The organism is Microbacterium sp. NPDC060117 (assembly GCF_042729315.1).
Lineage (GTDB): Bacteria > Actinomycetota > Actinomycetes > Actinomycetales > Microbacteriaceae > Microbacterium.
Genome location: NZ_JBHWXR010000002.1, coordinates 683,486 through 706,260, shown reverse-complemented (window position 1 = coordinate 706,260; position 22,775 = coordinate 683,486). Strand labels below are relative to the sequence as shown.

Annotated in this window: 18 protein-coding genes; 9 read left to right on the top strand and 9 right to left on the bottom strand. The window is 70.5% G+C overall.

From position 1 onward, the window contains the following. Positions 1 to 21 precede the first annotated feature (21 nt). From ACFWCK_RS09530 to glgX, 6 genes are all read right to left on the bottom strand, one after another. Entirely contained in the window at positions 22 to 354 is a 333-nt protein-coding gene (locus ACFWCK_RS09530) for an SdpI family protein (RefSeq protein WP_378805581.1), read from the bottom strand. Between the two features lie 3 nt (positions 355 to 357). Continuing rightward, positions 358 to 1,479: a DUF4349 domain-containing protein gene (locus tag ACFWCK_RS09525; RefSeq protein ID WP_378805580.1), complete on the bottom strand. Its 1,122-nt coding sequence runs from the start codon at positions 1,477 to 1,479 to the stop codon at positions 358 to 360. Then, entirely contained in the window at positions 1,476 to 2,036 is a 561-nt protein-coding gene (locus ACFWCK_RS09520) for an RNA polymerase sigma factor (RefSeq protein WP_378805579.1), read from the bottom strand. Before ACFWCK_RS09520 ends, ACFWCK_RS09525 begins: the two co-directional genes overlap by 4 nt. Before the next feature lie 54 nt (positions 2,037 to 2,090). Beyond that, complete coding sequence (glgB, locus tag ACFWCK_RS09515) at positions 2,091 to 4,289, bottom strand: 1,4-alpha-glucan branching protein GlgB (RefSeq protein ID WP_378805578.1); 2,199 nt, start codon at positions 4,287 to 4,289, stop codon at positions 2,091 to 2,093. Continuing rightward, entirely contained in the window at positions 4,286 to 6,304 is a 2,019-nt protein-coding gene (locus tag ACFWCK_RS09510) for an alpha-1,4-glucan--maltose-1-phosphate maltosyltransferase (RefSeq protein ID WP_378805971.1), read from the bottom strand. Before ACFWCK_RS09510 ends, glgB begins: the two co-directional genes overlap by 4 nt. A gap of 109 nt (positions 6,305 to 6,413) precedes the next feature. Then, positions 6,414 to 8,513, bottom strand: coding sequence for a glycogen debranching protein GlgX (gene glgX, locus ACFWCK_RS09505; protein WP_378805577.1), 2,100 nt, complete (start codon positions 8,511 to 8,513; stop codon positions 6,414 to 6,416). A 99-nt stretch (positions 8,514 to 8,612) separates the two neighbouring features. Between glgX and ACFWCK_RS09500 the strand changes: the two genes are divergently transcribed. The 3 genes from ACFWCK_RS09500 (at position 8,613) to ACFWCK_RS09490 (ending at position 12,394) form a co-directional block, all read left to right on the top strand. Beyond that, positions 8,613 to 9,782 carry a cysteine desulfurase family protein gene (locus ACFWCK_RS09500; RefSeq protein WP_378805576.1) on the top strand — a complete coding sequence of 390 codons (1,170 nt, stop codon included), beginning with the start codon at positions 8,613 to 8,615 and terminating at the stop codon, positions 9,780 to 9,782. Positions 9,783 to 9,919: 137 nt separating this feature from the next. After that, entirely contained in the window at positions 9,920 to 11,017 is a 1,098-nt protein-coding gene (gene mnmA, locus ACFWCK_RS09495) for a tRNA 2-thiouridine(34) synthase MnmA (protein WP_378805575.1), read from the top strand. A 105-nt stretch (positions 11,018 to 11,122) separates the two neighbouring features. Further along, the gene (locus ACFWCK_RS09490) at positions 11,123 to 12,394 is read left to right on the top strand and encodes an ATP-binding protein (protein WP_233309898.1); all 1,272 of its coding nucleotides are present in this window, start codon (positions 11,123 to 11,125) and stop codon (positions 12,392 to 12,394) included. Positions 12,395 to 12,424: 30 nt separating this feature from the next. Here the strand turns inward: ACFWCK_RS09490 and ACFWCK_RS09485 are convergent, their stop codons facing one another. Both ACFWCK_RS09485 and ACFWCK_RS09480 read right to left on the bottom strand, forming a co-directional pair. Continuing rightward, the gene (locus tag ACFWCK_RS09485) at positions 12,425 to 13,069 is read right to left on the bottom strand and encodes a response regulator transcription factor (protein WP_233309900.1); all 645 of its coding nucleotides are present in this window, start codon (positions 13,067 to 13,069) and stop codon (positions 12,425 to 12,427) included. Then, positions 13,050 to 14,384: a histidine kinase gene (locus ACFWCK_RS09480; protein WP_378805574.1), complete on the bottom strand. Its 1,335-nt coding sequence runs from the start codon at positions 14,382 to 14,384 to the stop codon at positions 13,050 to 13,052. Before ACFWCK_RS09480 ends, ACFWCK_RS09485 begins: the two co-directional genes overlap by 20 nt. 124 nt (positions 14,385 to 14,508) lie before the next feature. On the opposite strand from ACFWCK_RS09480, the gene ACFWCK_RS09475 reads away from it, so the two are divergent. The 6 genes from ACFWCK_RS09475 to ACFWCK_RS09450 all read left to right on the top strand — a co-directional run bounded on the left by ACFWCK_RS09475 (position 14,509) and on the right by ACFWCK_RS09450 (position 20,701). Continuing rightward, on the top strand, positions 14,509 to 15,255 hold the full coding sequence (locus ACFWCK_RS09475) for an ABC transporter ATP-binding protein (RefSeq protein WP_378805573.1): 747 nt from the start codon (positions 14,509 to 14,511) through the stop codon (positions 15,253 to 15,255). Further along, positions 15,252 to 16,622, top strand: a complete 1,371-nt coding sequence (locus tag ACFWCK_RS09470; protein ID WP_378805572.1) for a hypothetical protein — start codon at positions 15,252 to 15,254, stop codon at positions 16,620 to 16,622. Before ACFWCK_RS09475 ends, ACFWCK_RS09470 begins: the two co-directional genes overlap by 4 nt. A 46-nt stretch (positions 16,623 to 16,668) precedes the next feature. Beyond that, on the top strand, positions 16,669 to 18,984 hold the full coding sequence (ligA, locus tag ACFWCK_RS09465) for an NAD-dependent DNA ligase LigA (RefSeq protein WP_378805571.1): 2,316 nt from the start codon (positions 16,669 to 16,671) through the stop codon (positions 18,982 to 18,984). Positions 18,985 to 19,117: 133 nt separating this feature from the next. After that, positions 19,118 to 19,489 carry a cupin domain-containing protein gene (locus ACFWCK_RS09460; RefSeq protein WP_378805570.1) on the top strand — a complete coding sequence of 124 codons (372 nt, stop codon included), beginning with the start codon at positions 19,118 to 19,120 and terminating at the stop codon, positions 19,487 to 19,489. Next, positions 19,486 to 20,235 carry an ABC transporter permease gene (locus ACFWCK_RS09455; protein WP_378805569.1) on the top strand — a complete coding sequence of 250 codons (750 nt, stop codon included), beginning with the start codon at positions 19,486 to 19,488 and terminating at the stop codon, positions 20,233 to 20,235. The genes ACFWCK_RS09460 and ACFWCK_RS09455 overlap by 4 nt, the downstream gene beginning before the upstream one ends. A gap of 52 nt (positions 20,236 to 20,287) precedes the next feature. Continuing rightward, a complete protein-coding gene (locus ACFWCK_RS09450) occupies positions 20,288 to 20,701 on the top strand; it encodes a YybH family protein (protein WP_378805568.1) in 414 nt (137 codons plus the stop codon). 117 nt (positions 20,702 to 20,818) lie between these two features. Here the strand turns inward: ACFWCK_RS09450 and ACFWCK_RS09445 are convergent, their stop codons facing one another. Beyond that, positions 20,819 to 22,723: a DEAD/DEAH box helicase gene (locus tag ACFWCK_RS09445; protein WP_378805970.1), complete on the bottom strand. Its 1,905-nt coding sequence runs from the start codon at positions 22,721 to 22,723 to the stop codon at positions 20,819 to 20,821. Between the last annotated feature and the right edge of the window lie 52 nt (positions 22,724 to 22,775).

Below are 22,775 nucleotides of genomic sequence, written 5' to 3'. Positions count from 1 at the left end.
CCGACGGTTCTGCGACTCCGCTCAGACCCGCGCCGCCGCACGCATCGCGCGAACCAGCGCGATGACCACGGTGGCGACGAACACGATGATGACGATCACCACGCCTGTCGACGAGGGTGTACCGGAGGTGAGGAACGCTTCGGCCCCGGCCACGGCGGAGACGAGGAAGCCAATCCATGCGACTCCGGTCGCTGCGTGATCACCCGCGACCCAGGCCTCATCGCTGGTCATCGTCGCCGGAGTGCGGATGCCCGTGATCGGGTTGCGCCGGATCCGACCGCGACCGGCGAGGTCGATGACGATGGCGGCGGCGAGCAGGAGCACCGGGAACACCACCGCGATCGCGCGTGGCATAGATCAGTCTCCGGGAGCAGCGTCGACGTCTTCCTCCGCCGTGCGCCGTGCGCGTCCGTTCCTGCGCAGCCGCAGCACGATCCACACGATCAGCGTCACCACGACTGCGACGGCGAGCCAGGGGAGGAGGAACCCGAGCGCGATCACGAGGGCGTTCAGCGAGATGATGAGACCCTTCCAGCCTGCGGCGAGACCGTCGCCGAAGCCGGCGGGGTCGGCCGCCGCGGGCGCTTCGCGCACGAGCGTCACCTGCACGGACGACATCGCGACCTGGGACTCGAGATCCTTCAGCTGCTGCTGCGCCGATTGCAGCTGAGACTGGCGGTCGGTCAGCGCGGTCTCGGCGGTGAGCAGATCCGCCACCGAGGTCGCCTGCGACATCAGCTGGGTCAGGCGCGTGACGGAGGCCGTCAGCGAGTCGATCTGGGCGCGCAGATCGGTGGTCGCCGTGGTCACGTCGTTCGTGCCGACCGAGGTCGCCAGCACCGTGCCCTGCGCTCGCAGCGCGTCCATCACGGCATCCAGGTCCGCGGCAGGTACGCGCAGCGTCACCCAGCCGTCACCGGTGGCCGGGGGGACGATCCCGCCGTCGGTCGTCACCGGTACCTGCGCGGATCCGATCTGCTGGCTCTCCACGAAGCCGCCGTACTTCTTCGCCAGAGCAGCCAGCGCATCGGCAGCCTTGCGCACGTCGTCGACCTGGACGGTGGCGGATCCGGTGCGGATGATGTCGCGCGGCGTGTTCGCGGAGGGAGCGGAGCCGCCCGCGGCACCGGACGTCGCGCCCTCCGAAGTCTGGGCGAGGTCCTTGGCTGCTCCTCCGGCCAGTGGCACCGACCCCGAGGTCGGCGCGTGGTACGGGGCGGAGGCGGAGGAGCCGGAAGAACCGGAGGAGAGGGACCCGGTGGCGTTCAAGATCGCGGGGGTCACCAGCACGCCGACCACGAACGCCGCCGCGACGCCGCCCGCGGTCAGCCACTTGCGGCGGCGTGTGCGGTGGCGTGCGGCGGTGGAGCGCGCCCTCTCCGCGTCCCGCTCCTCGGCGATCTGCGCGAAGACGGCCTCCTCGATGCGGTCCACGCTCTCGTCGGACAGTGGAGACAGCTCGGTCGGGGTGGTGGTCATGATGCGGGCTCCGTTTCGGTCACAGCGCCGCGCAGGCGGGTGCGCACGCGGGAGAGACGGTTGCGGACGACACCGTGCCCGACGCCGAGCTCGGAGGCCGCGGCGCGGTAGTCCCAGCCCTCGGTCGCGCACAGCCGGAAGATCTCCCGGTCGAGCACGCTCATGCCCTCGAGCTCCGCCGCGATCCTGTCGGCGAGCTCGGAGGCGATCACCTGCTGCTCGACGTCGATCAGGGCCGGGATCAGCTCGTCCACGCCCTCGGTGGTGTGCACGGCATCGCGCTGACGCCGGCGCAGCCGGTTGGCCGCCTGGAAGCGGCAGATCGTGGCCAGCCACGGCAGCAGCGAATCACCTGCCAGCTCGAGGCCCGGCAGCTTGCGCCAGGCGACGACGAACGCCTCCTGCGTCACATCCTCGGCATCGCCGGCGTCGTGCAGGATGCCGTACGCGATCCAGTAGACCGGGCGGACGTACGCGCGGTACAGCGTGCGGAAGGCGGTCTCGCTTCCCGCCGCTGCGCGCGCGACGAGCGTCCTGTCGTGTGCGTCGTGTGCCATGCCGGCTCCGTTCGGTGTCTCTCACTCCATAGTGTCGGCACCGGCGGAATCGTCTCAGCCCTTGCTGACGATCGGCACGTGCGGATCCTTCTGATGCCGCAGCCAGATCGTCGACAGGGCCGGGATGGTCAGGGTCGCCTGGGGAGAGCCGTTCTCGACGTCGGTCGCGTACACGAGTCCGAGATTGCCCTCGCCGTGCCCGCCGAACTCGGCGGCGTCGGTGTTCAGCACCTCGGTCCACCCGCCCGCGAGCGGCAGGTCGAGCCGGACGCCGTGCCTCGTGGAGCCCGCGAAGTTGCTGATCACCGCCAGATGCCCGCCGTGCGCATCGCGGCGAACGAACGCGACGATGTTCGGATCCCAGTCCGGTGCGCCGATCCGCGTGAACGAGCTGCTGTCGTGATCGCGCTCCCACAGCGGGGCGTTCTGCCGGTACGTGCTGTTCAGCGCGCCCACGAACTCCTGCAGCTGCCGGTGCGAGGGCTGGTCGAGCAGCCACCAGTCCAGGCCGCGGTCCACGGACCACTCCGAGAGCTGCCCGAACTCCTGGCCCATGAACAGCAGGTTCTTACCCGGGTGCCCCCACATGTAGCCGAGATACGCACGCACGTTCGCGAGCTTGGCGGCGTGGTCGCCGGGCATCTTCGACAGCAGGCTGCCCTTGCCGTGCACGACCTCGTCGTGGCTGATGGGCAGGATGTAGTTCTCGCCGAACGCGTAGACGAACGAGAACGTCATCTCGCCCTGATGGTGCGAGCGGTACAGGGGGTCGCGCTCGATGTAGACGAGCGAGTCGTTCATCCAGCCCATGTTCCACTTGAACCCGAAGCCGAGCCCGTTGTGATCGGTGGGGGCGGTCACGCCCGGGAAGCTCGTCGACTCCTCGGCGACCATCACGATGCCGGGGTGCTTGCGGTACGCGGTCGCGTTGACCTCCTGCAGGAACCGGATCGCCTCCAGGTTCTCCCGTCCGCCGTGCACGTTGGGCTCCCACTCGCCGTCGTTGCGCGAGTAGTCCAGGTACAGCATGGAGGCGACGGCGTCGACGCGCAGCCCGTCGGCGTGGAACTCGTCCAGCCAGAACAGCGCGTTCGCCACGAGGAAGTTGCGCACCTCGTTGCGGCCGTAGTCGAAGATGAGCGTTCCCCAGTCGCGATGCTCGCCGCGGCGCGGGTCCGGGTGCTCGTAGACGGCCTCGCCGTCGAAGCGGGCGAGGGCGAAGGCGTCCTTCGGGAAATGCCCGGGGACCCAGTCGATGATCACGCCGATACCGGCCTGATGTAGCCGGTCGATGAGGTGCTTCAGATCGTCGGGCTCGCCGTAGCGATGCGTGGCCGCGTAATAGCCGGTCACCTGATAGCCCCAGGAGCCGGTGAACGGGTGCTCCGCGACGGGCATGAACTCCACGTGCGTGAAGCCGGTGGCGGTGACGTGCTCGATGAGCTCGTCGGCGATGTCCCGGTAGCCGAGGCCCGGGCGCCAGGATCCGAGGTGCAGCTCGTAGACGCTCATCGGCTGTGCGACGGCGTGCGTCGCCGCACGGCGGGTCATCCACGCGCCGTCGCCCCAGGAGTACTCCGAGCGGGTGACGATCGAGGCCGTGGCGGGCGGGACCTCGGCGAGCTGCGCCATCGGATCCGCCTTCAGGATCCAGGTGCCGTGCGCGGTGAGGATCTCGTACTTGTAGTGCGCGCCGACGTCCACGCCGGGGAGGAACAGCTCCCACACGCCGCTCGAACCCATCGAGCGCATCGCGTCCAGGCGCCCGTCCCACTCGTTGTGGTCGCCGACGACCCGGACCGCCTTCGCGTGCGGCGCCCACACGGCGAATGCGGTGCCCTGGTCCCCGTCGACGAAGCGCGGGTGCGCGCCGAGCGCCTCCCAGAGGCGTTCGTGGCGGCCTTCGCGGATGAGGTGCAGGTCGAGCTCGCCGATGGTGGGGGCGTGCCGGTACGGGTCGGCGGAGATCCAGTCCGGAGCGTCGCCGTACGTCGCCTTGATCCGGTAGGCGCCCGCGGGTCCCGTCACCTCGCCCTCCCAGATGCCCTCGGCGAGGTGCGTGAGCGGCACCTCGACGCCGCCGTCGAGCAGTACGGATACGCCCTTGGCGAGCGGGCGCAACGCTCGCACGATCGTCACGCGTCTGCCACCCGAGTCGGGCTGCGGGTGCGCTCCGAGCACGGAGTGCGGGTCGTGGTGCGAGCCCGAGGCCACCGCCTCGAGCACAGCCTCGTCGATCGCAGTGGTGATCATGGCTGCCCCTTCACATGGAGGATGTGCACCGGCTCCGTGAAGGCGTCCAGGCGCACGAAATTGTGATCCGTCCAGGTCCAGACGGATCCGGTGACGAGGTCCTCGACCTCGTACGCCGTTCCGGGCTCGACTCCCCAGGCGAGGGTGTCGAGATGCACGGTCGTCTGCCGCACCGAGTGCGGGTCGACGTTGGCGACGACGATGATCGTGTCGCCCGAGTCCGTGCCGGTGAAGGGCGCGTCCAGGTGCTTGGAGAACACCAGGACCGCGTCGTCGTCGCTCCAGTGCAGCTGCAGATTGCGCAGCTGCCGCAGCGCCGGATGTGCACGGCGGATCTCGTTGAGCCGCGTCAGGTAGGGCGCGAGCGAGCGTCCCTCCGCCTCGGCCTTCGCCCAGTCGCGCAGCTTATACTCGTACTTCTCGTTGTCGATGTTCTCCTCCGAGCCCGGACGGGCGACGTTCTCGAACAGCTCGTAGCCGGCGTACACGCCGTACAGGGGAGCCCCGGTCGCGGCGATCGCGGCACGGATCTTGTAGGCCGCGCGCCCGCCGAACTGGAGGTACTCGGTGAGGATGTCGGGGGTGTTCACGAACAGGTTCGGCCGCATGTAGTCGGCCGTCTCGTGCGAGACGGAGAGCAGGAACTCCTCCAGCTCCGCCTTCGTGTTGCGCCAGGTGAAGTAGCTGTAGCTCTGCTGGAATCCGACGGCGGCGAGACCCCGCATGGGCGCGGGGCGGGTGAACGCCTCGGCGAGGAACACCACGTCGGGATGCTTGGTGTTCACGGTGCGGATGAGCCACTCCCAGAACCGCAGCGGCTTGGTGTGGGGGTTGTCCACGCGGAAGATCTTGACGCCCTGCGCGATCCAGTGCTCCACGATCCGCAGCACCTCGGTGTACAGGCCCACCGGATCCCGGTCGAAGTTCAGCGGGTAGATGTCCTGGTACTTCTTCGGAGGGTTCTCCGCGTACGCGATGGTGCCGTCGGGGAGCTCTGTGAACCACTCCGGGTGGTCCTTCACCCAGGGGTGGTCGGGGGCTGCCTGCAGCGCGAGGTCGAGCGCGACCTCGAGGCCCAGCGCGTTCGCCTTATCCACGAAGGCGCGGAAGTCGGCGAGGGTGCCGAGATCGGGGTGCACGGCGTCGTGCCCGCCCTCCGCCGCTCCGACGGCCCAGGGCGAACCCGGGTCCGCGGGTCCTGCGGTGAGCGTGTTGTTCGGCCCCTTGCGGTTGAGGCGGCCGATCGGGTGGATCGGGGGGAGGTACAGCACGTCGAAGCCCATCGCGGCGACCGCGGGGAGGCGCTCGGCCGCGGTGGAGAACGTGCCGCTCGCGATCGTGCCGTCGGTGGTGCGCACGGCGCCCTCGGAGCGCGGGAAGAACTCGTACCACGCGGCGGCCCCGGCGATCGTGCGCTCGACCAGTATCGTCTGCCACGGCGTCGCCGAATCGAGCGCAGTGAGCGGACGGTCGGCGAAGAGGGCGGCCAGCTGCGGGTCGGTCGCGACGGCGAGCGCCTCCTCCGCGGTCCCACCGGGGGAACTCAGTCCCTCGGCGACGGCGGCGAGGCGCTTGCGCTCGGGCTTCGGACGGGACTTGTCCTTGGCGGCGCGCGTCAGCAGCTGCGCGCCGAGCGCGCGCATCACCTCGACGTCCACGCCGGCGGCGATCTTCAGCTCCGCCGCATGAGCCCAGGTGGCGAACTCGTCGGCGAACGCCTCGAAGCGGAACGTCCACGCGTTCGTCTCGTCGAGGGCGACGTCGACCTGCCAGCGGTCGGTCCCGTCGCCCCTCGGCGTGAGGCGGTGCAGGCTCTCCTGATGGTTCGGCGTGCGCAGCCGCAGGTGTACGCCGATGATGTCGTGGCCCTCGCGGAAAGCCACGACCCGGAACGGGATCACCTCACCGGCGAACGCCTTGGGGTGGAAGCCCTCGGGGGCCGCGGGGGACGGATCCGCCAGCGGGATGCGCGTGGTCTGCGCGTCCGCCGCATCGTTGTCGGGCAGTGCGCGCACCGGGATCTGCGCGGTGCTGCGGAGAGCATCGGACGAGGACTGTGCGGCAGATCGTTCGGACACACCCTGAACCTACCGCGCTCCGAGGTCGGAAGAGGTAACGGGCGGGTCACTCCGCGCGGAAGAGTCGCATCGACGTGCCGGGAAGGGCCAGCACGTCACCCGGCCGGTGCACCGTCTCGACGGCCGAGGGGCGTTCGTCCGCGCTCGACCAGAGCGCGACGTACCGCGACACGCCGTCGATCACGGGCAGTCGGACATCGATCGGCGACTCGGTGCCGTGCACGACGAGGAGGATCCGGTTGAAGGCCTCGGTGTCGGGCGTGGACGACGCCACGTACTGCAGCGTGCGGTTGCGGGGGTCGTTCCACTGCTCGACCTCCATCGTGTCGCCGTCCTGATCGAACCAGTCCATGACCGAGGCGTTCGGGATGTGCTCGCCGAGACGGGCGTATCGGAGCGGGCGCAGGGCCGGGTTCTCGTCGCGCAGCCTGGTGAGCAGCGACGCGTGTGCGAACAGGTCCTGCTGCCAGGGCTCGTGCTCCCAGTTCAGCCAGCTGAGCGCCGAGTCCTGGCAGTACGCGTTGTTGTTGCCGCGCTGGGTGCGCCCGAACTCGTCGCCGGCGGTGAGCATCGGCACGCCGGCCGAGAACATCAGGGTGCCCAGCAGATTGCGCATCGCCTTGCGCCGGGCGGCGAGGATGGCGGGGTCGTCGGTGGGTCCCTCGGCGCCATGGTTGAAGGAGCGGTTCATGTCGGCGCCGTCGTGGTTGTTCTCGCCGTTGGCCTCGTTGTGCTTGACGTCGTAGGAGACCAGATCGTGCAGGGTGAAGCCGTCGTGCGCCGTGACGAAGTTGATGCTGGCGAGCGGGCCCCGCTCGTCGCTGAACGTGTTCGCGGATCCCGCGAGGCGGTTCGCGAATCCGCCGATGCCAGTTGGCGCAGAGGCCCGCCGGGCGTAGTCGATGTCACTGAGCCAGAAGTTGCGCACGCGATCCCGGTAGCGGTCGTTCCACTCGCTCCACCCGGTCGGGAAGTTGCCGGTCTGCCAGCCGCCGAAACCCACATCCCAGGGTTCGGCGATGATCTTGACGTCGGCGAGCACCGGATCCGTCCTGATCGCCTGCAGCAGCGGATGCTCCGGCGTGTAGGCGTTCGCCTCGTCGCGCCCGAGCGCGGTGGCCAGATCGAAGCGGAATCCGTCGACCTGCATCTCGGTCGTCCAGTAACGCAGGGAGTCCAGCACCAGACGCGCCGCTGCCGGGGTGGCCGTGTCCAGGGTGTTGCCGCAGCCGGTGGTGTCGATGTAGCTGCCGTCCTGCTGCTGCCGGTAGTAGAGCGCGTTGTCGATGCCGCGCAGGCTCGTGCGCGGGCCGCCGATGCCCTCTTCGTTCGTGTGGTTGTACACGACGTCGAGGATCACCTCGATGCCGGCCTCGTGCAGGAGCTTCACCATGCCCTTGAACTCGCGCAGCACGGCCTCGGGCCCGTCCTTGCGCGCATCCTCGGTCGCGTACGCCGTGTGCGGCGTGAAGAAGTTCAGGGTGTTGTAGCCCCAGTAGTTCGTCAGGCCGCGGTCCAGCAGCCGCGGCTCCGACGCGAACGCCTGCACCGGCAGCAGCTCGACGGCGGTGATGCCGAGCTCCTGGTAGTACGCGATCATCGCGGGGTTCGCGACTCCGGCGTAGGTGCCGTGGAGCGCGGGCGGAACACCGGGGTGGCGCTTGGTCAGCCCCTTGACGTGGCCCTCGTAGATCACGGTGCGGTCGAGGGGCGTCTGCGGCTTGGCGACGTCGCCCCAGTCGAATCCGTCGGCGATGACGACCGAGCGCCATTCCTCGTAACCGTCGCCCTGGGCGAGGCCCCGCCCGTACGGGTCGAGCAGGAGCGTCTCCGGGTTGAACGTGTTGCCAGGGCTGTGTGCCCCGTCCACGCGCAGAGCGTAGCGCGTTCCCGGCTGCAGCAGCTCGGTCGTGATCTCCCACACGCCTCCGGGCTCGCGCTCGAGCGCGAGCTGTGCGGTCTCCCAGTCCAGGTCGGTCTCATCGAAGATCACGAGCTCGATCGCGGACGCGTTCTGCGACCAGACGCGCAGCGTGGCGGTCCCGTCGTGGAGTCGGACGCCGAGGTCGTCCAGGGACGGGCTGCACAGGGAGCAGGTGTCGCCGTCGGGTGCCGGCGTCTCGTCCTCTATCGCATGCGGACACATGAGGGACAGAATACGCGGCAGGAGCCGGTCGGGATGCCACCGCGTCCCGCGATCCGTGCCACCGAGTCCCGTCCCAGGCCGAGGTGCGAGAGTGGTGGGGTGCACTACCTGGATCATGCGGCCACCACCGACCTGCGGCCCGAAGCCGCCGACGAGTGGCTGCGCGTCGCCCGGCAGACCGGCAACGCCTCCTCCACGCACGGCGCCGGACAGCGGGCACGTCGGATCCTGGAGGAGTCGCGCGAGCGTCTCGCGTCGGCACTGGGGTGCGATCCGATCGAGGTCGTGCTCACCTCGGGGGGCACCGAGTCGGTGAACCTCGCCGTACAGGGACTGTGGCGCTCCCGTCCGGAGGGGAGCGACGCGATCGTGCTTCCGGACGGGGAGCACCACGCGACGCTCGACACCGTCGCCGCACTCGCGGCTGGGGGCGCCCGCGCGAGGTCGGTCGGCCTGGACGCGGTGGGGCGGATCCCCCTCGACGCCTTCGCCGCTGCGCTGGCATCCGACGGAGTGGCCCTGGCCACCGCGCTGATCGCGAACAATGAGGTGGGCACGGTCAACGACGCCGTCGCGCTCGCCACTTCCGCCGCGTCGGCCGAGGTTCCCCTGCATCTGGACGCCGTCGCGGTTTTCGGGCATCTGCCGCTGTCGTTCGCGAAGCTCCGCGGCGACGCGCCGGCGGGTGCCGGCCTCGTGGCGCTCAGCGTCGCCGGGCACAAGATCGGTGCGCCCACCGGCACGGGGGCGCTCGTCGTCGCCCGCACGGCCCGCCTCGCGCCGCTGCAGCACGGCGGAGGGCAGCAGCGCGGACTCCGCTCCGGCACGCAGGACGTCGCCGGTGCTGCCGCGTTCGCGCTCGCCGCGGAGCTCGCCATCGCCGAGCGAGCCGCGGAGTCCGTGCGGCTGGGTGCGCTGCGCGATCGTCTCGTGGCGGGGATCCGCGAGCGAGTGTCCGCGTCCGAGGTGCTCGGGGATCCGGATCCCGCCGGGCGGCTGCCGGGCAACGCGCACCTGCTGTTCCCCGGCGCGCCGAGCGAGAGCCTGCTCTTCCTGCTCGACGTGGCGGGGGTCTCGGCATCGGCCGGATCCGCCTGCCAGGCCGGGATCGCGGAGCCCTCGCACGTCGTCCAGGCACTCGGACGCAGCGAGGCCGAGGCGCGCAGCGTGATCCGGTTCACGCTGGGGCGGACCTCGTCCGATGCCGACGTCGACGCGGTGCTCACTGCGATCGGCGGCGCGTACGAACGGGCTTCAGGCGCGGCGTAGCCCCGGGGCCGTCGGGCGAGCACCGGTGGAGCCGGAGCGAGTCGAGGCACGCTGACTCCCAGGACGGGGTGTTTCGCCGCGGTCGCGGTCGTGCGGCGCCCGGCGCCTGCTCAGTCGTGCGCTCGTACACTGGATCCATGCGTGTGCTGGCGGCGATGAGCGGGGGAGTGGACTCCGCGGTGGCGGCGGCGCGCGCCGTCGAAGCGGGTCACGACGTCGTCGGCGTGCACCTCGCGCTATCGCGTGCGGGTGGAACCCTGCGCACCGGCAGCCGCGGCTGCTGCACGATCGAGGACGCGATGGATGCGCGCCGCGCCGCCGACCTCCTCGGGATCCCGTTCTACGTCTGGGACTTCTCCGAACGGTTCCGCGAGGACGTGATCGACGACTTCGTCGCGGAGTACCGCGCCGGCCGCACCCCGAATCCGTGCCTGCGCTGCAACGAGAAGATCAAGTTCGCCGCTCTCCTGGAGCGTGCGATGGAGCTCGGTTTCGACGCCGTGTGCACCGGACATTACGCCACGCTCGTCGACGGCGCCGACGGCCTCGAACTTCACCGCGCTTCCGATGCGGCCAAGGACCAGTCCTACGTGCTGGGTGTGCTGAACGCCGAGCAGCTCGCGCATACCTACTTCCCGCTCGGATCCACGCCGTCCAAGGCGCTCGTGCGGGCCGAGGCCGCGGAGCGCGGATTGAGCGTGGCGCAGAAGCCCGACAGCCACGACATCTGCTTCATCCCGGACGGCGACACCCGTGGCTGGCTGGCCGAGAAGGTCGGCGCCGAGCAGGGAGAGATCCTGGACCGGGGCGGCAACGTCGTCGGCACGCACGACGGCGCGCACGCGTTCACCGTCGGGCAGCGCCGTGGACTGCGCCTCGGCGTGCCCGCCCCCGACGGCAAGCCGCGGTTCGTGCTCGAGGTGCGCCCGGTGTCGAACACCGTCGTGGTCGGCCCGAAGGAAGCACTCGCGATTGCCGAGATCTCGGGCGAGCGGCGCTCCTGGGCCGGAGCTGCGCCGGTCGCGGAGGAGTTCGTCTGCGAGGTGCAGATCCGGGCGCACGCGGATCCGGTGCCTGCACGCGCGTTCGTCGCGGAGGATGCGATCCGGGTCGTGCCCGACGAGCCGCTCGACGGCGTGGCGCCCGGTCAGAGCGCCGTGCTGTATGTCGGCACACGGGTGCTCGGCCAGTTCACCATCGATCGCACGGTGTCGGCGGTGCCTGCCGGGGTGTGAGCCCGCTGTGGTCGTCGACGACGTCGGTCGTCGGCGATGTCATCTCGTGATCGGCGTGCGCGGGACTCTGTGATGATGGGTGCACTGCCCGACGGAGGAGCCGCCATGACAAGGACGTACATCCGCGATTTCCATGGGGACGATCTGGACCAGATCGTCCGGTTGTGGGGGCAGGTCACGCGGGAGAACGAGTGGCCGATCTACTCGCTCGCCGAGGTGATCGCCTCGTGCCAGCAGGACCACGCGGTGGTCGCGGTCCAGGGTGATCTGCTCGTCGGGGCCGCCGTCGGCCGCGGCGCGCACGCGCAGGGATGGATCGTGTTCTTCGGGACGGTCGAGGACGCCGGATCCGAGGTGAGCTCGTCCCTCCTGCACGCGCTGGAGCGCAGGATGGCGCCGCTCGGTCTCGCGAAGCTGTCGGTGCTCATCCCCGAGGCTGAAGGGCTCGGCGCCTTCACCGAGAACGGGTTCCACGTGCACCACTCCGTGCGCTACCTCGAGCGCGCGATGCCGATCCAGCGGCGCGAGATCGACGCGCTCAAGGAGGTCGGCGGACGCATCCTCCCGCCGCACCTGTGGGATCGTGTGGCGGGGATGACGCATGAGAAGACGCTGCTCGAGGAGCGTCTGGTGACGCCGCTTGCCCAGCCTGAGCTCGCCGAGCGGTTCGGGGTGGTGCCCCCGCGCGCGGTCATGCTGTTCGGCCCGCCGGGAACCGGCAAGACCACGTTCGCGCGCGCCGTGGCCTCACGGCTGGATTGGCCCTTCGTCGAGCTGTTCCCATCGCGGCTGGCCGATGGCGGCGCCGGCCTCGCGAGCGGGCTGCGCTCGTCGTTCGAGACGATCGACGAGCTCGAGCACGCGGTGGTCTTCATCGACGAGGTCGAGGAGATCGCCTCCCGCCGCGGCGGCACGCCGCCGTCGCCCACGCAGGGCGTCACGAACGAACTGCTGAAGCTCGTCGCCGACTTCCGTGACAGGGAGGGACGGATCCTCATCTGCGCGACGAACTTCGTGCGCGCGCTCGACGCGGCGTTCCTCCGGCACGGGCGCTTCGACTACGTGATCCCGATCGGCCTGCCCGATTCCGATGCCCGCCGCGCGATCTGGGCGCGGTACATCCCGGCCGAGTCCGCCGGCGACGTGGATCTGGACAGGCTGGTCACGACGAGCGAGGGCCTGACCCCGGCCGACATCGAGTACGCCGCGCGGCGTGCGTCCCAGGAGGCGCTGGCGCGGGCGCTGCAGGACGGCGCAACGGCCTCAGCACTCGACACGGACGACTACGCGCGGGCTCTGGAGAGCACGCGTGCAACCGTGTCGGCGGATGAGATCGCCGAGTTCAGGGCGGACATCGAGACCATCGCCCGGCTCTGAGATCGCGCGCGGCGGTGTGCTCCGCGGCCGTCATCCCTGCAGGAACAGCAGGATCGCCCGAACCCGGCGGTTCTCCTCCGTGGGCGCGAGTCCCAGACCGGTGAAGATGTTTCCGACGTGTTTGCGGACGGCAGCATCGCTCAGATGCAGCGCCCGGGCGATATCGCCGTTCGACGCGCCCTGCGCCATGAGCGCGAGCACTTCGCGTTCGCGCGGTGTGAGCGCGCCCAGGAGGCCCGGCTCGTCGCGACGCAGCAGATGGCGGGCGACTTCGGGGTCGATCACCGTGCCGCCCGAGGCGATCGTGTCGAGTGCGTGTGCGAAGTCGGAGATCCGGTTCACCCTGTCCTTGAGCAGATAGCCGATCCCGCCTTCGGGAAGGGTGAGCAGCTCGCGCGCATAGCGGTCGGCGATGTACTGCGACAGCACCAGGATCGGCTGGGACGGACGGGACGCCCGGATCCGGAGCGCGGCACGCAGGCCGTCATCGGAGCCGCCAGGCGGCATCCGTACGTCGGTGATGATCAGATCGGGGACAGGATCGGCCGCGCGGTACCGGGTGAGCAGCTCGTCGGCGGACGACGCCGTCGCGAACACGTCGTGATCGAGTCGCACGAGCAGCGCGGTCAGCGCCTCGCGCAGCAGGGCGGAGTCCTCAGCGAAGAGGATTCGCATCGGGCACCTCCTCGGGTCGGCCGGAGTCGTCCTCGGATCCTCCGCCGAGACCGCGCGGCATCGTCAGCACAAGTGTTGTGGGCCCGCCGGGCGGCGAGGCGATCACGAGGTCGCCGTCGAGCGCCGCCGCGCGCGCGACGAGGCCCGAGAGCCCTGTGCCGCGTGCCGGATCGGCTTCACCCCGGCCATCGTCGCGCACTCGGATCTCGAGCAGCTCCGGATCCGTGTGAGCGACCACGAGGACGTGGGTCGCGTCCGTGTGCTTCACCACGTTGGTGAGCGCTTCGCGTACGACCGCATAGGCCGCGGCTTCGACGCTCGGGGCGGCGCGGCCCAGCCGATCGAGGCGCAGGACCACCCGCAATGGCGCGCGACCTGCCAGCTCCTCGAGCGCGGCACCGAGGCCTCGGTCGGTGAGCACCGCGGGATGGATCCCGCGCACCGACTCCCTCAGAGAGGCGGATGCCCGCTCCACCTGATCCTGCGCGGCGGTCAGCGCCACACGACCGGGTTCGGCCTCGGGGCCGAGCGCGGCGAGCTCCAGTTCCAGCATTCCGAGACGACCGGCGAGCAGCACCAGCTCCTGCTGGACGCCGTCGTGCAGATCCCTCTCGATGCGTCGACGCTCGTCCTCGTGGGCCGTCACCACGGCGGCGCGGGAGCGCGTGAGGCGCTCGATCCGCTGCGCGATCTCGGCGCCGCGCGGGGCGAGCAGCCAGCGCACCGCGAAGCCCTGAGCGGTGGCGAGGAGGAGATTCAGATAGGCCGCCGCGATCAGGACGACGAGAAGGGCGAGCGGCGGGAGCCACCAGGTCGCGCCGTCCAACTGGATCCTGGCATCGCCGAAGAGCCGGATGTCGAGGTCACCGCGGACGAGGGCGACGATGGGGACGCCCACGACGACGATGAGCGCCATCGCCTCGAAGAACAGGACGATCAGCGCCGCCACCCCCGCGACCAGATCCACGAGCAGCACCGCCGCCTCCCGCCAGGTGGCGGGCTCGGTCAGCCGGATGTTCAGCCAGTTGTGCCTCTGGTCCGGAGCGACGCGCACATGCCCGGACGGGATCCGCGCGAACCCCAGCAGCGGCAGTCGTCGCCGCTCCAGCATCCCGCAGAGAATGCCCCACAGCGGCAGCAGCAGGAGGGTGAGCGGCAAGAGCACCAGCAGCAGAAGGCCGAGCACGGCTGAGGCGAGCAGGAACAGCAGGGCGCGCCACGGCCACGGCGACAGCAGGAGACGCCAGGGTGCGCTCATGAGGGACTGAGCGACGGTCTCCGGACGACGTCGGGGCACCGTGGGATCCGTGCTCATCCGGTCAGTCTATGGACGGCCTCGGAGGGCGACCGCGACGCAACGGAAAGAGTAGACCTGGCGCTACCCCGATCGTCGTCCGTGCGCCGCTGCGCGCTCCAGCTGCCACCGGTGGACTGGAGTCATGACATGGATCCTGCAGGCCCGAAACGTGACGAAGAGCTATCAGACCGGTCGAGAGCGCACCCCGGTACTGCGCGGGATCGACGTCGACGTCGCGGCGGGCGAGATGGTCAGCATCGTGGGGGCGAGCGGATCCGGCAAGTCGACGCTCCTCTACTGTCTTGCGGGGCTCGAGCAGGTGGAGGGCGGCGAGGTGCTGCTCGGCGGGGTCGCCCTGCACACCGCCTCCACCGCCCAGCGTGCGCAATTGCGACGCGACCGTATCGGGTTCGTCTTCCAGGCGTACAACCTCATCCCGTCGCTGTCCGTGCGCGAGAACGTGGCGTTGCCGGCACGGCTCGCCCGACGTGCGAGGCCCGACATCGCCGGTGCCCTGGCCGCGGTGGGGCTCGCCGCGCAGGGCGGAATGCGCCCGGGACAGCTCTCCGGAGGGCAACAGCAGCGCGTTGCAGTGGCCCGGGTGCTTGCGGCCCGACCGTCGGTGCTTTTCGCGGACGAGCCGACCGGCGCACTCGACACGACATCCGGCGGCGTCGTTCTGGATCTGTTGCGCGGCTACACGAACGGCGACCGCTCGGTGATGCTGGTCACTCACGACCTGGATGCCGCGGCCCGCGCAGATCGCACGGTCGTACTGCGGGACGGGCTGGTCGTCGCGGAGCTCATCCGACCCACCGCGGCCCAGATCCTCGCGGCACAGCACGCCGCACCCTCATCGCCGGTGTCTCCTGCGGGGGTGGGTGCATGATCGGGCTGTGGGCGGGGGAGCTGCGCGCGGATTGGCGCTCCTGGGCGGGGCTCGTGCTCGTGACGGCCGTCGCGGGCGTGTCGCTCGGGATCGGTGCGTCGTTCCTGGAGACGGGGATGCACGCAGGGGGACGTCTCGGGACAGGGATCAGCGGCGTCTCATCGATGATCCTGGTCTTCAGCGGCGTGAGCGCGATCGGGGTGACCTCGGCGGTGGCGCGGCTCGCCGTGGAGCTCGGAAGGGCCGTATACGCGCGCTGGCAGCTGAGTGGAGTGACGCCGCGGCAGGTCGCCGTCGTGGTGCTCTGCCAGGTGATCGCGCTGAGCCTGATCGGTGCGGGGCTCGGGTTCGCCGCGACCCTGGTGGGCGCACCGGTCGCGCTGCGCCTGGCGTTCGAAGGCGCCTCGGGCGGGTTCACCGAGACATCGGCTGTGGTCGGCCCGGTCACGGCGCTGTTCATCGGGTGCGGGGTGCTCCTGATCGCCCTGCTCGGTGGTCTGCCCGCCGCGCGCCGGGCCGCGCTCACCCCGGCGCTGGAGGCGCTGCGGGAGCCGGAGCCGCGCACGCGGGGGATGCGGTGGTGGCGCTGGACGCTGTTCGGGCTGATGGTCGTCGGCACCGGCGCGGCGGTGCGGTCGTGGCTGTCGTCGGCCGCTGTGGCGATGCCGGACGATCGGAACACGCTGATCTCCCAGACGCCGCTCATCGCCCCGTTGCTGACGCTCGTGATCGTCGCGGGCGGGCCCGTGCTCTACGCCCCGTTGCTGCGCGGATGGACGGCGCTGCTGCCTGCGCGGGCGTCCTCGTCGTGGTATCTCGCGCGGCACGAGGCGCGGTACCACCTCGGTCGCAGCACGGCATCGATCACGCCGCTGTTCACGGGAGCGGCGATGCTGGGCGGCCTCTACACGGTGACGACCGTCTGGGGCGCGGCGGCGCGGGCCGCGGGGGAGCCGTTCGGCGGTCTCGAGTTCGGGCAGGTCGTGGTGCTGCTCGGCGGACCACTGCTGCTGGCAGGCGTAGGGACTGCAGTCGTGATCTTCATGAGCAACCGGATCCAGGCGCGGGAACAGGCACTGCTCTCGGCGAGCGGAGCGACCGACGCGGTCATCGTGCGTGCGGCCGTGCTGCAGGCGCTCATCCACGTCATCACCGCAGTGCTGCTCGCGCTCGCCGTGATCGCGGTGTCGGCCGTGCTCGCCGTCGTGATGCTCGCCCCGTTCTACGAGGTCGTGCCGTATCAGCTCGACCTCGGCGGTGTCGGGGTGCTCGTCGGCGTAGGGACGCTGCTCACCGAAGCGGCGGTGCTGATCCCCGTGCTGGCCCGGATGCGCGTCTCGGTCGCCACGCTGCTGAGCGCCGTGTGAGTCGCGCCGCTCGGGCGACGTCGGCACCCCCTCCTAGACTGGCCAGGTGCCGGAGAACATCTCGCTGGAAGCCGCCCGTGTCGAGGCCGAGGAGCTGACCACCCGCATCCTGGAGGCGAAGGACGCGTACTACGGGCGTGACACGTCTCTCGTGGACGACGCCACCTACGACGGCTGGATGCACCGGCTCGAGGAGATCGAACGCCTGCATCCGGAGCTGCAGGGGCAGGACTCGCCGACCCAGATGGTGGGAGCCGCCGAGGCCACGGGGCTGCAGACCATCGAGCACGCCGAGCGCATGCTCAGCCTCGACAACGTCTTCTCGATCGAGGAGCTGCGGGACTGGGCCGCGAAGACCCGGGCCGCCGCGGGCCGCGACGTGGCCTGGCTCACGGAGCTCAAGATCGACGGACTCGCGATCAACCTGCGCTATGAGAACGGCGTGCTCACCTCTGCGGCCACGCGCGGTGACGGCCGGGTCGGCGAGATCGTGACCGAGAACGCCCTGCGCGTCGCAGGCATCCCCGAGCGGCTCGGCGGATCCGGACACCCGGCGATCGTCGAGGTGCGCGGCGAGGTGTTCATCCCGGTCGCCGCGTTCGAGCGGCTGAACGCCGCGCAGGCCGCCTTCCGCGACCGCGCCTACACCGAGGCCCTGGAACGGTGGGAAGCACGTGGCGGCGCCAAGAAGCCGTTCGACGAGGAGAAGGCGCGCACCGCAGCGGCGCGGCGGTTCCCGTCGTTCGCGAACCCGCGCAACGCCGCGAGCGGGGGCCTGCGTCAGCAGCTGGACAAGAAGGACGGCATGGAGCTCGAGGCGGGGCTGCTCCGCGTCGACTCGCTCGCGCTGTATGTGCACGGCATCGGCGCCTGGCCGGATCCGCCCGTCGCCGCGCAGAGCGAGATCTATGGACTCGTTGCGAGCTGGGGCCTGCCCACGAGCCCGCACACGAGGGTGTGCGCCACGATCGACGAGGTCGCAGAGTTCGTCGCGTACTTCGGGGAGCACCGGCACGACATCGAGCACGAGCTCGACGGCATCGTCGTGAAGGTCGACGAACTCGACCTCCACGACGAGCTCGGCGCCACGAGCCGCGCGCCGCGCTGGGCGATCGCATACAAGTACCCGCCGGAGGAGGTGCAGACCACACTGCTCGACATCGTGGTCTCGGTCGGCCGCACCGGCCGCGCCACGCCATTCGCGGTCATGGCACCCGCCCACGTCGCCGGCAGTGTCGTCCGCCAGGCCACGCTGCACAACAAGGACGTGGTGAAGGCCAAGGGCGTGCTCATCGGCGACACGGTGGTGCTGCGCAAGGCCGGCGACGTGATCCCCGAGGTGCTCGGCCCGGTGGTCGAGCGGCGGGACGGCTCCGAGCGCGAGTTCGTGATGCCGGAGCGCTGCCCCGAGTGCGGGTCGATCCTGGCTCCGGCCAAGGAGGGCGACATCGACCTGCGGTGTCCGAACACGCGATCGTGCCCCGCGCAGGTGCGCGGCCGCGTCGAGCACATCGGTTCGCGCGGGGCTCTCGACGTCGAGGCGCTCGGCGAGGTCACCGCAGCCGCGCTCACGCAGCCGAGCCACCCCGCGGTGCCGCCGCTCGAGACCGAAGCGGGCCTGTTCACCCTCACGCTCGAGCGGCTCGTGCCCATCGAGGTCGTCGTGCGCGACGCGGAGACGGGACTCCCGAAGGAGGACGAGGACGGGATCGTGAAGACCCGTGCTCCGTTCCGGCGCAACCCCACGGCCGCGGAGAAGAAGGAGGGTGTCAACGCCGCCCAACCGTCCTCCCAGGCGGTCAAGCTGCTCGCCGAGCTCGAGAAGGCGAAGACCAAGGACCTGTGGCGTCTGCTGGTCGCGCTGAACATCCGCCACGTCGGGCCGGTCGCCGCACGTGCGCTGGCGCAGTGGTTCGGATCCCTGGATGCGATCCGCGCCGCGTCCCGTGAGGAGCTCGCCGCGGTCGAGGGCGTCGGCGGGATCATCGCCGACTCGCTCTTGGACTGGTTCACCGTCGACTGGCACCAGGACATCGTGCAGCGCTGGGCCGACGCGGGTGTGCAATGGGCGACGCCCGGACATCCTGGACCCGGGGCCGCAGCCGCGGAGGGCGGTGTGCTCGACGGTCTCACCATCGTCGCGACAGGATCCCTCGACGGCTACACCCGTGAGGGGGCGCAGGAGGCGATCATCAAGGCCGGGGGCAAGGCCGCGTCGAGCGTCTCGAAGAAGACCGACTTCGTGGCCGCGGGACCCGGCGCCGGCTCCAAGCTCGCCAAGGCGGAGGAGCTCGGACTGCGGATCCTCGACGCGGCGCAGTTCCACCTGCTCGTGACGGAGGGACCGGACGCGCTCGGGTGATGCCCGGCCTCGGCAGAGAAGACCGCGCCGTCGACATCGTCAGACCCGCCGGGTTTCGCGCCGTGGGTCCTCCTCCGCGCCACGAGGAGAGGGATCCGCTCCCCGTCGCCCGGTTCCGCTTAGGCTCCTGAACATGGCAGACGATGTGCGCAACGTGCTGGCCGCGCTCTCGACGATCGAGGCGCCGTGGCAGCCGCACCGACTCGTGAGCGTCAACGACTACGACGTGAAGGTGGTGAAGCTGCACGGCGAGTTCGTGTGGCACAGCCACCCCGACACCGACGAACTGTTCCTGGTTCTCCGCGGCCGTCTGACGATCCAGCTGCGTGATCGCGATGTCGTGCTGAACCCGAATGACGTCTTCGTCGTGCCGCGGGGCGTCGAGCACTGCCCCAAGGCCGAGGAGGAAGTGCAGGCGATCCTGTTCGAGCCGCAGGGAACGGTCAACACCGGCGATGCCGGAGGCGCCATGACCTCTGCGCTTCGGGAGCTCAGCGGGTCGTGATCGCTTCCGTCGATCTGATCCCGACCCTGATCGGCGTCGGCATCCTCCTCGCCGTGGCGACCGCCGCGCTCCTGCTGTTCCGGGTGCGAGGATCGTGGGCGCCCGCCGCCGCGATCGCGCGCGGTGTCGTGCAGCTGGCGATCATCAGCCTGATCCTCGGCGGGATCATCACGCAGCCCGCGTTGATCGCGGTCGCGCTCCTGGTGATGTTCGGCGTGGCGGTCTCCGTCGCGACGCAGCGGATCGGGTGGAGCAGGCACGGGGCGCTCGTGATGTCGACCTCGATCGCGGCGGGCATCGCGGTGGCGGGCACCGCGGTGTTCGGATCCGGTGCGCTCGCACCCACTCCGCGGTACGCGCTGGCGATCGGCGCGATCATCATCGGGAACACGATGAACATCGCCACGCTCACCGGGAGGCTGTTCCGCAGGACGGTCATCGACCATTGGGATGAGGTCGAAGGGTGGCTCGCGTTGGGGGCCACACCGCGTCGGTCCACGCTCGACCTCGCGCGCGGCGCCGTGCGCGAGGCGCTGATCCCTTCGATCGACCAGACCAAGACGACCGGCCTCGTCGTGCTCCCGGGCGCATTCGTCGGGGCGATCTTCGGCGGCCTCTCACCGCTCGAGGCCGGCCGTTTCCAGATCATCGTGCTCGCAGCCATCATGGCGGCCGGAGCGGTCACCGCCGTTCTCGTCGCGACCTGGCTCGGCCCGATGCGGACGAAGCCGGTCATCGCCGTCTGATGGGACGAACGATGCTCTTCCCCCGATGCGAGCCGAGGGGTTGAATACCGCCATGGACGAGCGCGAGGAGTTCCTGCACTGGTTCCGCACGACCTGGCAGTCAGCGGAGAACGCCTTGCATTCGGGTGATCCCGGTCCGCGGTTCGCAACGTGGTCGGAGATCGAGCCGGTAACCCTGTTCGGCGCCTGGGCCAGCGCGTCCGGGAGCGAAGGGGTGCGGCAGATGTTCCGAAGGCTGGGGGAGTCCTTCTCGGATGCGACCTCCAGCAGTGTCGAGCTGCTCGCCGCTGAGGTGTCCGGTGATCTGGCGTACACCGCCCATCGCGAGATCACTTCCACGACCGTCGATGGGCGTCCGCGCGGCTATGTGCTGCGCGTGACCCAGGTATACCGGCGGGAAGACGGCGCATGGAAGGTCGTGCACCGGCACGGTGACGAGGAGTTCGCCCCCGACGTCGCCCGCTGAGCGCTCGGGCGTCCGTGCGTGACACGGTGCGCCCGAGCCTCAGCGAGCCCGGGATGTGAACGGGCTCAGCGAACCCGGGATGCGAACGGGCTCAGCCAACCCGGGATGCGAACGGGCTCAGTCCTTGTGGCGCGGCTTGCGCGGGGGACGGTCGTCGCTGCGACGGTCGTCCCGCGGGCTGTCGTCACGGCGCGGCCGGTCGCCGTAGCCACGGTCGCCGGAGCCACCGTCGTACGAACGGCGCGGCCGATCGCCGTAGCCGCGGTCGTCGCGGCGCGGGCCCCGGTTCGGGCGGCCGGAATCGCGCTGGATCTCGATGAGCCGGCCCGAGATGCGCGTGTCGCGCAGCCGGTCCAGGACCGAGGCATCCAGGTTCGACGGGAGCTCGACGATGGAGAAGTCGGGACGGATCGTGATCGCGCCGAAGTCGTCACGACCGAGCCCGCCCTCGTTCGCGAGCGCGCCGACGATCTGCCGTGGCTCGACGCGGTGACGGCGGCCGACCTCGATCCGGTACGGGGTGTAGTCGCCCCGGCTGCGCCGCTCCGGGCGGGATCCGCGGTCGTCGCGGTCCCGGGAGTCGCGGCCGCCCGAGCGCTCCGCACGGTCGGCGCGCGGGGGACGGTTGTCGGCGGCGACCGCTGCCGACAGCGGGTCGTTCTCCGGATCCAGCAGCAGCGGCGTCTCGCCCTGCGCGACGATCGCGAGCGCGGCGGCGACGTCGCCCTCGGGCACGTCGTGGTTGCGCACGTAGTGGGCGATGATGTCGCGGAAGCCTTCGATGCGCCCGGTCTCCTCGAGCGCGGCAGTGATCGCGTCGTCGAAGCGCGCCAGGCGCGTACTGTTCACGTCCTCGGTCGTCGGCAGCTGCATCTGCGCGGGCTGCTGACGGGTCGCGCGCTCGATGTGCTTGAGCAGGTAGCGCTCCCGCGGAGTGATGAAGCTGATCGCATCACCCGAGCGGCCCGCGCGGCCCGTGCGGCCGATGCGGTGCACGTACGACTCGGTGTCGGTGGGGATGTCGAAGTTCACGACGTGGCTGATCCGCTCCACATCGAGGCCGCGCGCGGCGACGTCGGTGGCGACCAGGATGTCGAGCTTGCCGTCCTTGAGCTGGCCGACGGTGCGCTCGCGCTGCGGTTGCGGGATGTCACCGTTGATCGCGGCGGCGGAGTAGCCACGGGCGCGCAGCTTCTCGGCGAGCGTCTCGGTCTCGTTCTTGGTGCGGACGAACACGATCATGCCCTCGAAGTTCTCGACCTCGAGGATCCGGGTGAGCGCATCGACCTTCTGCGCATAGGACACGACCAGGTAGCGCTGGGTGATGTTCGCGTTGGTCGTCGTCTTGCCCTTGACCGAGATCTCCTCGGGGTCGTGCAGGTACTGCTGCGCGAGCCGGCGGATCGTGGGCGGCATGGTCGCGGAGAACAGGGCGACCTGCTTGTCCTCAGGCGTCTGCGCGAGGATCTGCTCCACGTCCTCCGCGAAGCCCATCTTGAGCATCTCGTCGGCCTCGTCCAGCACGAGGTTCTTCAGTTCCGAGAGGTCGAGCGTGCCCTTGGCGAGGTGATCCATGATGCGGCCCGGGGTGCCGACGACGATGTGCACGCCGCGGCGCAGCGCGGACAGCTGCACGCCGTAGCCCTGTCCGCCGTAGACCGGCAGCAGGTGCACGCCGGGCATCTTCGCGGCATAGGACTCGAACGCCTCGGCGACCTGCAGCGCGAGCTCGCGGGTCGGGGCCAGTACGAGGGCCTGCGGCTTCTGCTGCTGCAGGTCCAGGTTCTCCAGGATCGGAAGGGCGAACGCCGCGGTCTTGCCGGTGCCGGTCTGCGCCGTGCCCAGCACGTCGCGGCCGCCGAGCAGCAGCGGGATCGTCTCGCGCTGGATCGCCGATGGCGTCTCGTATCCGAGCGCCTTGATCGCGGCGAGGACGGGGCCGCTGATCCCGAGATCCTCGAAGCCCGGTCCGGCGGGCGCTTCCGTTTCGGTCGCTCCGTCGCCCTCCGCAGTGGTGTCGATGGGGGTCTCGGTCGGCGTCGCGTCGTCTCGGGTCACAACTCAGAGTACCGTC

Excerpts from the sequence above, each read along its gene's own strand:
- ACFWCK_RS09530 (WP_378805581.1), bottom strand. The coding sequence starts at position 354 with ATGCCACGCGCGATCGCGGTGGTGTTCCCGGTGCTCCTGCTCGCCGCC.
- ACFWCK_RS09525 (WP_378805580.1), bottom strand. The coding sequence starts at position 1,479 with ATGACCACCACCCCGACCGAGCTGTCTCCACTGTCCGACGAGAGCGTG.
- ACFWCK_RS09520 (WP_378805579.1), bottom strand. The coding sequence starts at position 2,036 with ATGGCACACGACGCACACGACAGGACGCTCGTCGCGCGCGCAGCGGCG.
- glgB (WP_378805578.1), bottom strand. The coding sequence starts at position 4,289 with ATGATCACCACTGCGATCGACGAGGCTGTGCTCGAGGCGGTGGCCTCG.
- glgX (WP_378805577.1), bottom strand. The coding sequence starts at position 8,513 with ATGTGTCCGCATGCGATAGAGGACGAGACGCCGGCACCCGACGGCGAC.
- mnmA (WP_378805575.1), top strand. The coding sequence starts at position 9,920 with ATGCGTGTGCTGGCGGCGATGAGCGGGGGAGTGGACTCCGCGGTGGCG.
- ACFWCK_RS09490 (WP_233309898.1), top strand. The coding sequence starts at position 11,123 with ATGACAAGGACGTACATCCGCGATTTCCATGGGGACGATCTGGACCAG.
- ACFWCK_RS09485 (WP_233309900.1), bottom strand. The coding sequence starts at position 13,069 with ATGCGAATCCTCTTCGCTGAGGACTCCGCCCTGCTGCGCGAGGCGCTG.
- ACFWCK_RS09480 (WP_378805574.1), bottom strand. The coding sequence starts at position 14,384 with ATGAGCACGGATCCCACGGTGCCCCGACGTCGTCCGGAGACCGTCGCT.
- ACFWCK_RS09475 (WP_378805573.1), top strand. The coding sequence starts at position 14,509 with ATGACATGGATCCTGCAGGCCCGAAACGTGACGAAGAGCTATCAGACC.
- ACFWCK_RS09470 (WP_378805572.1), top strand. The coding sequence starts at position 15,252 with ATGATCGGGCTGTGGGCGGGGGAGCTGCGCGCGGATTGGCGCTCCTGG.
- ACFWCK_RS09460 (WP_378805570.1), top strand. The coding sequence starts at position 19,118 with ATGGCAGACGATGTGCGCAACGTGCTGGCCGCGCTCTCGACGATCGAG.
- ACFWCK_RS09450 (WP_378805568.1), top strand. The coding sequence starts at position 20,288 with ATGGACGAGCGCGAGGAGTTCCTGCACTGGTTCCGCACGACCTGGCAG.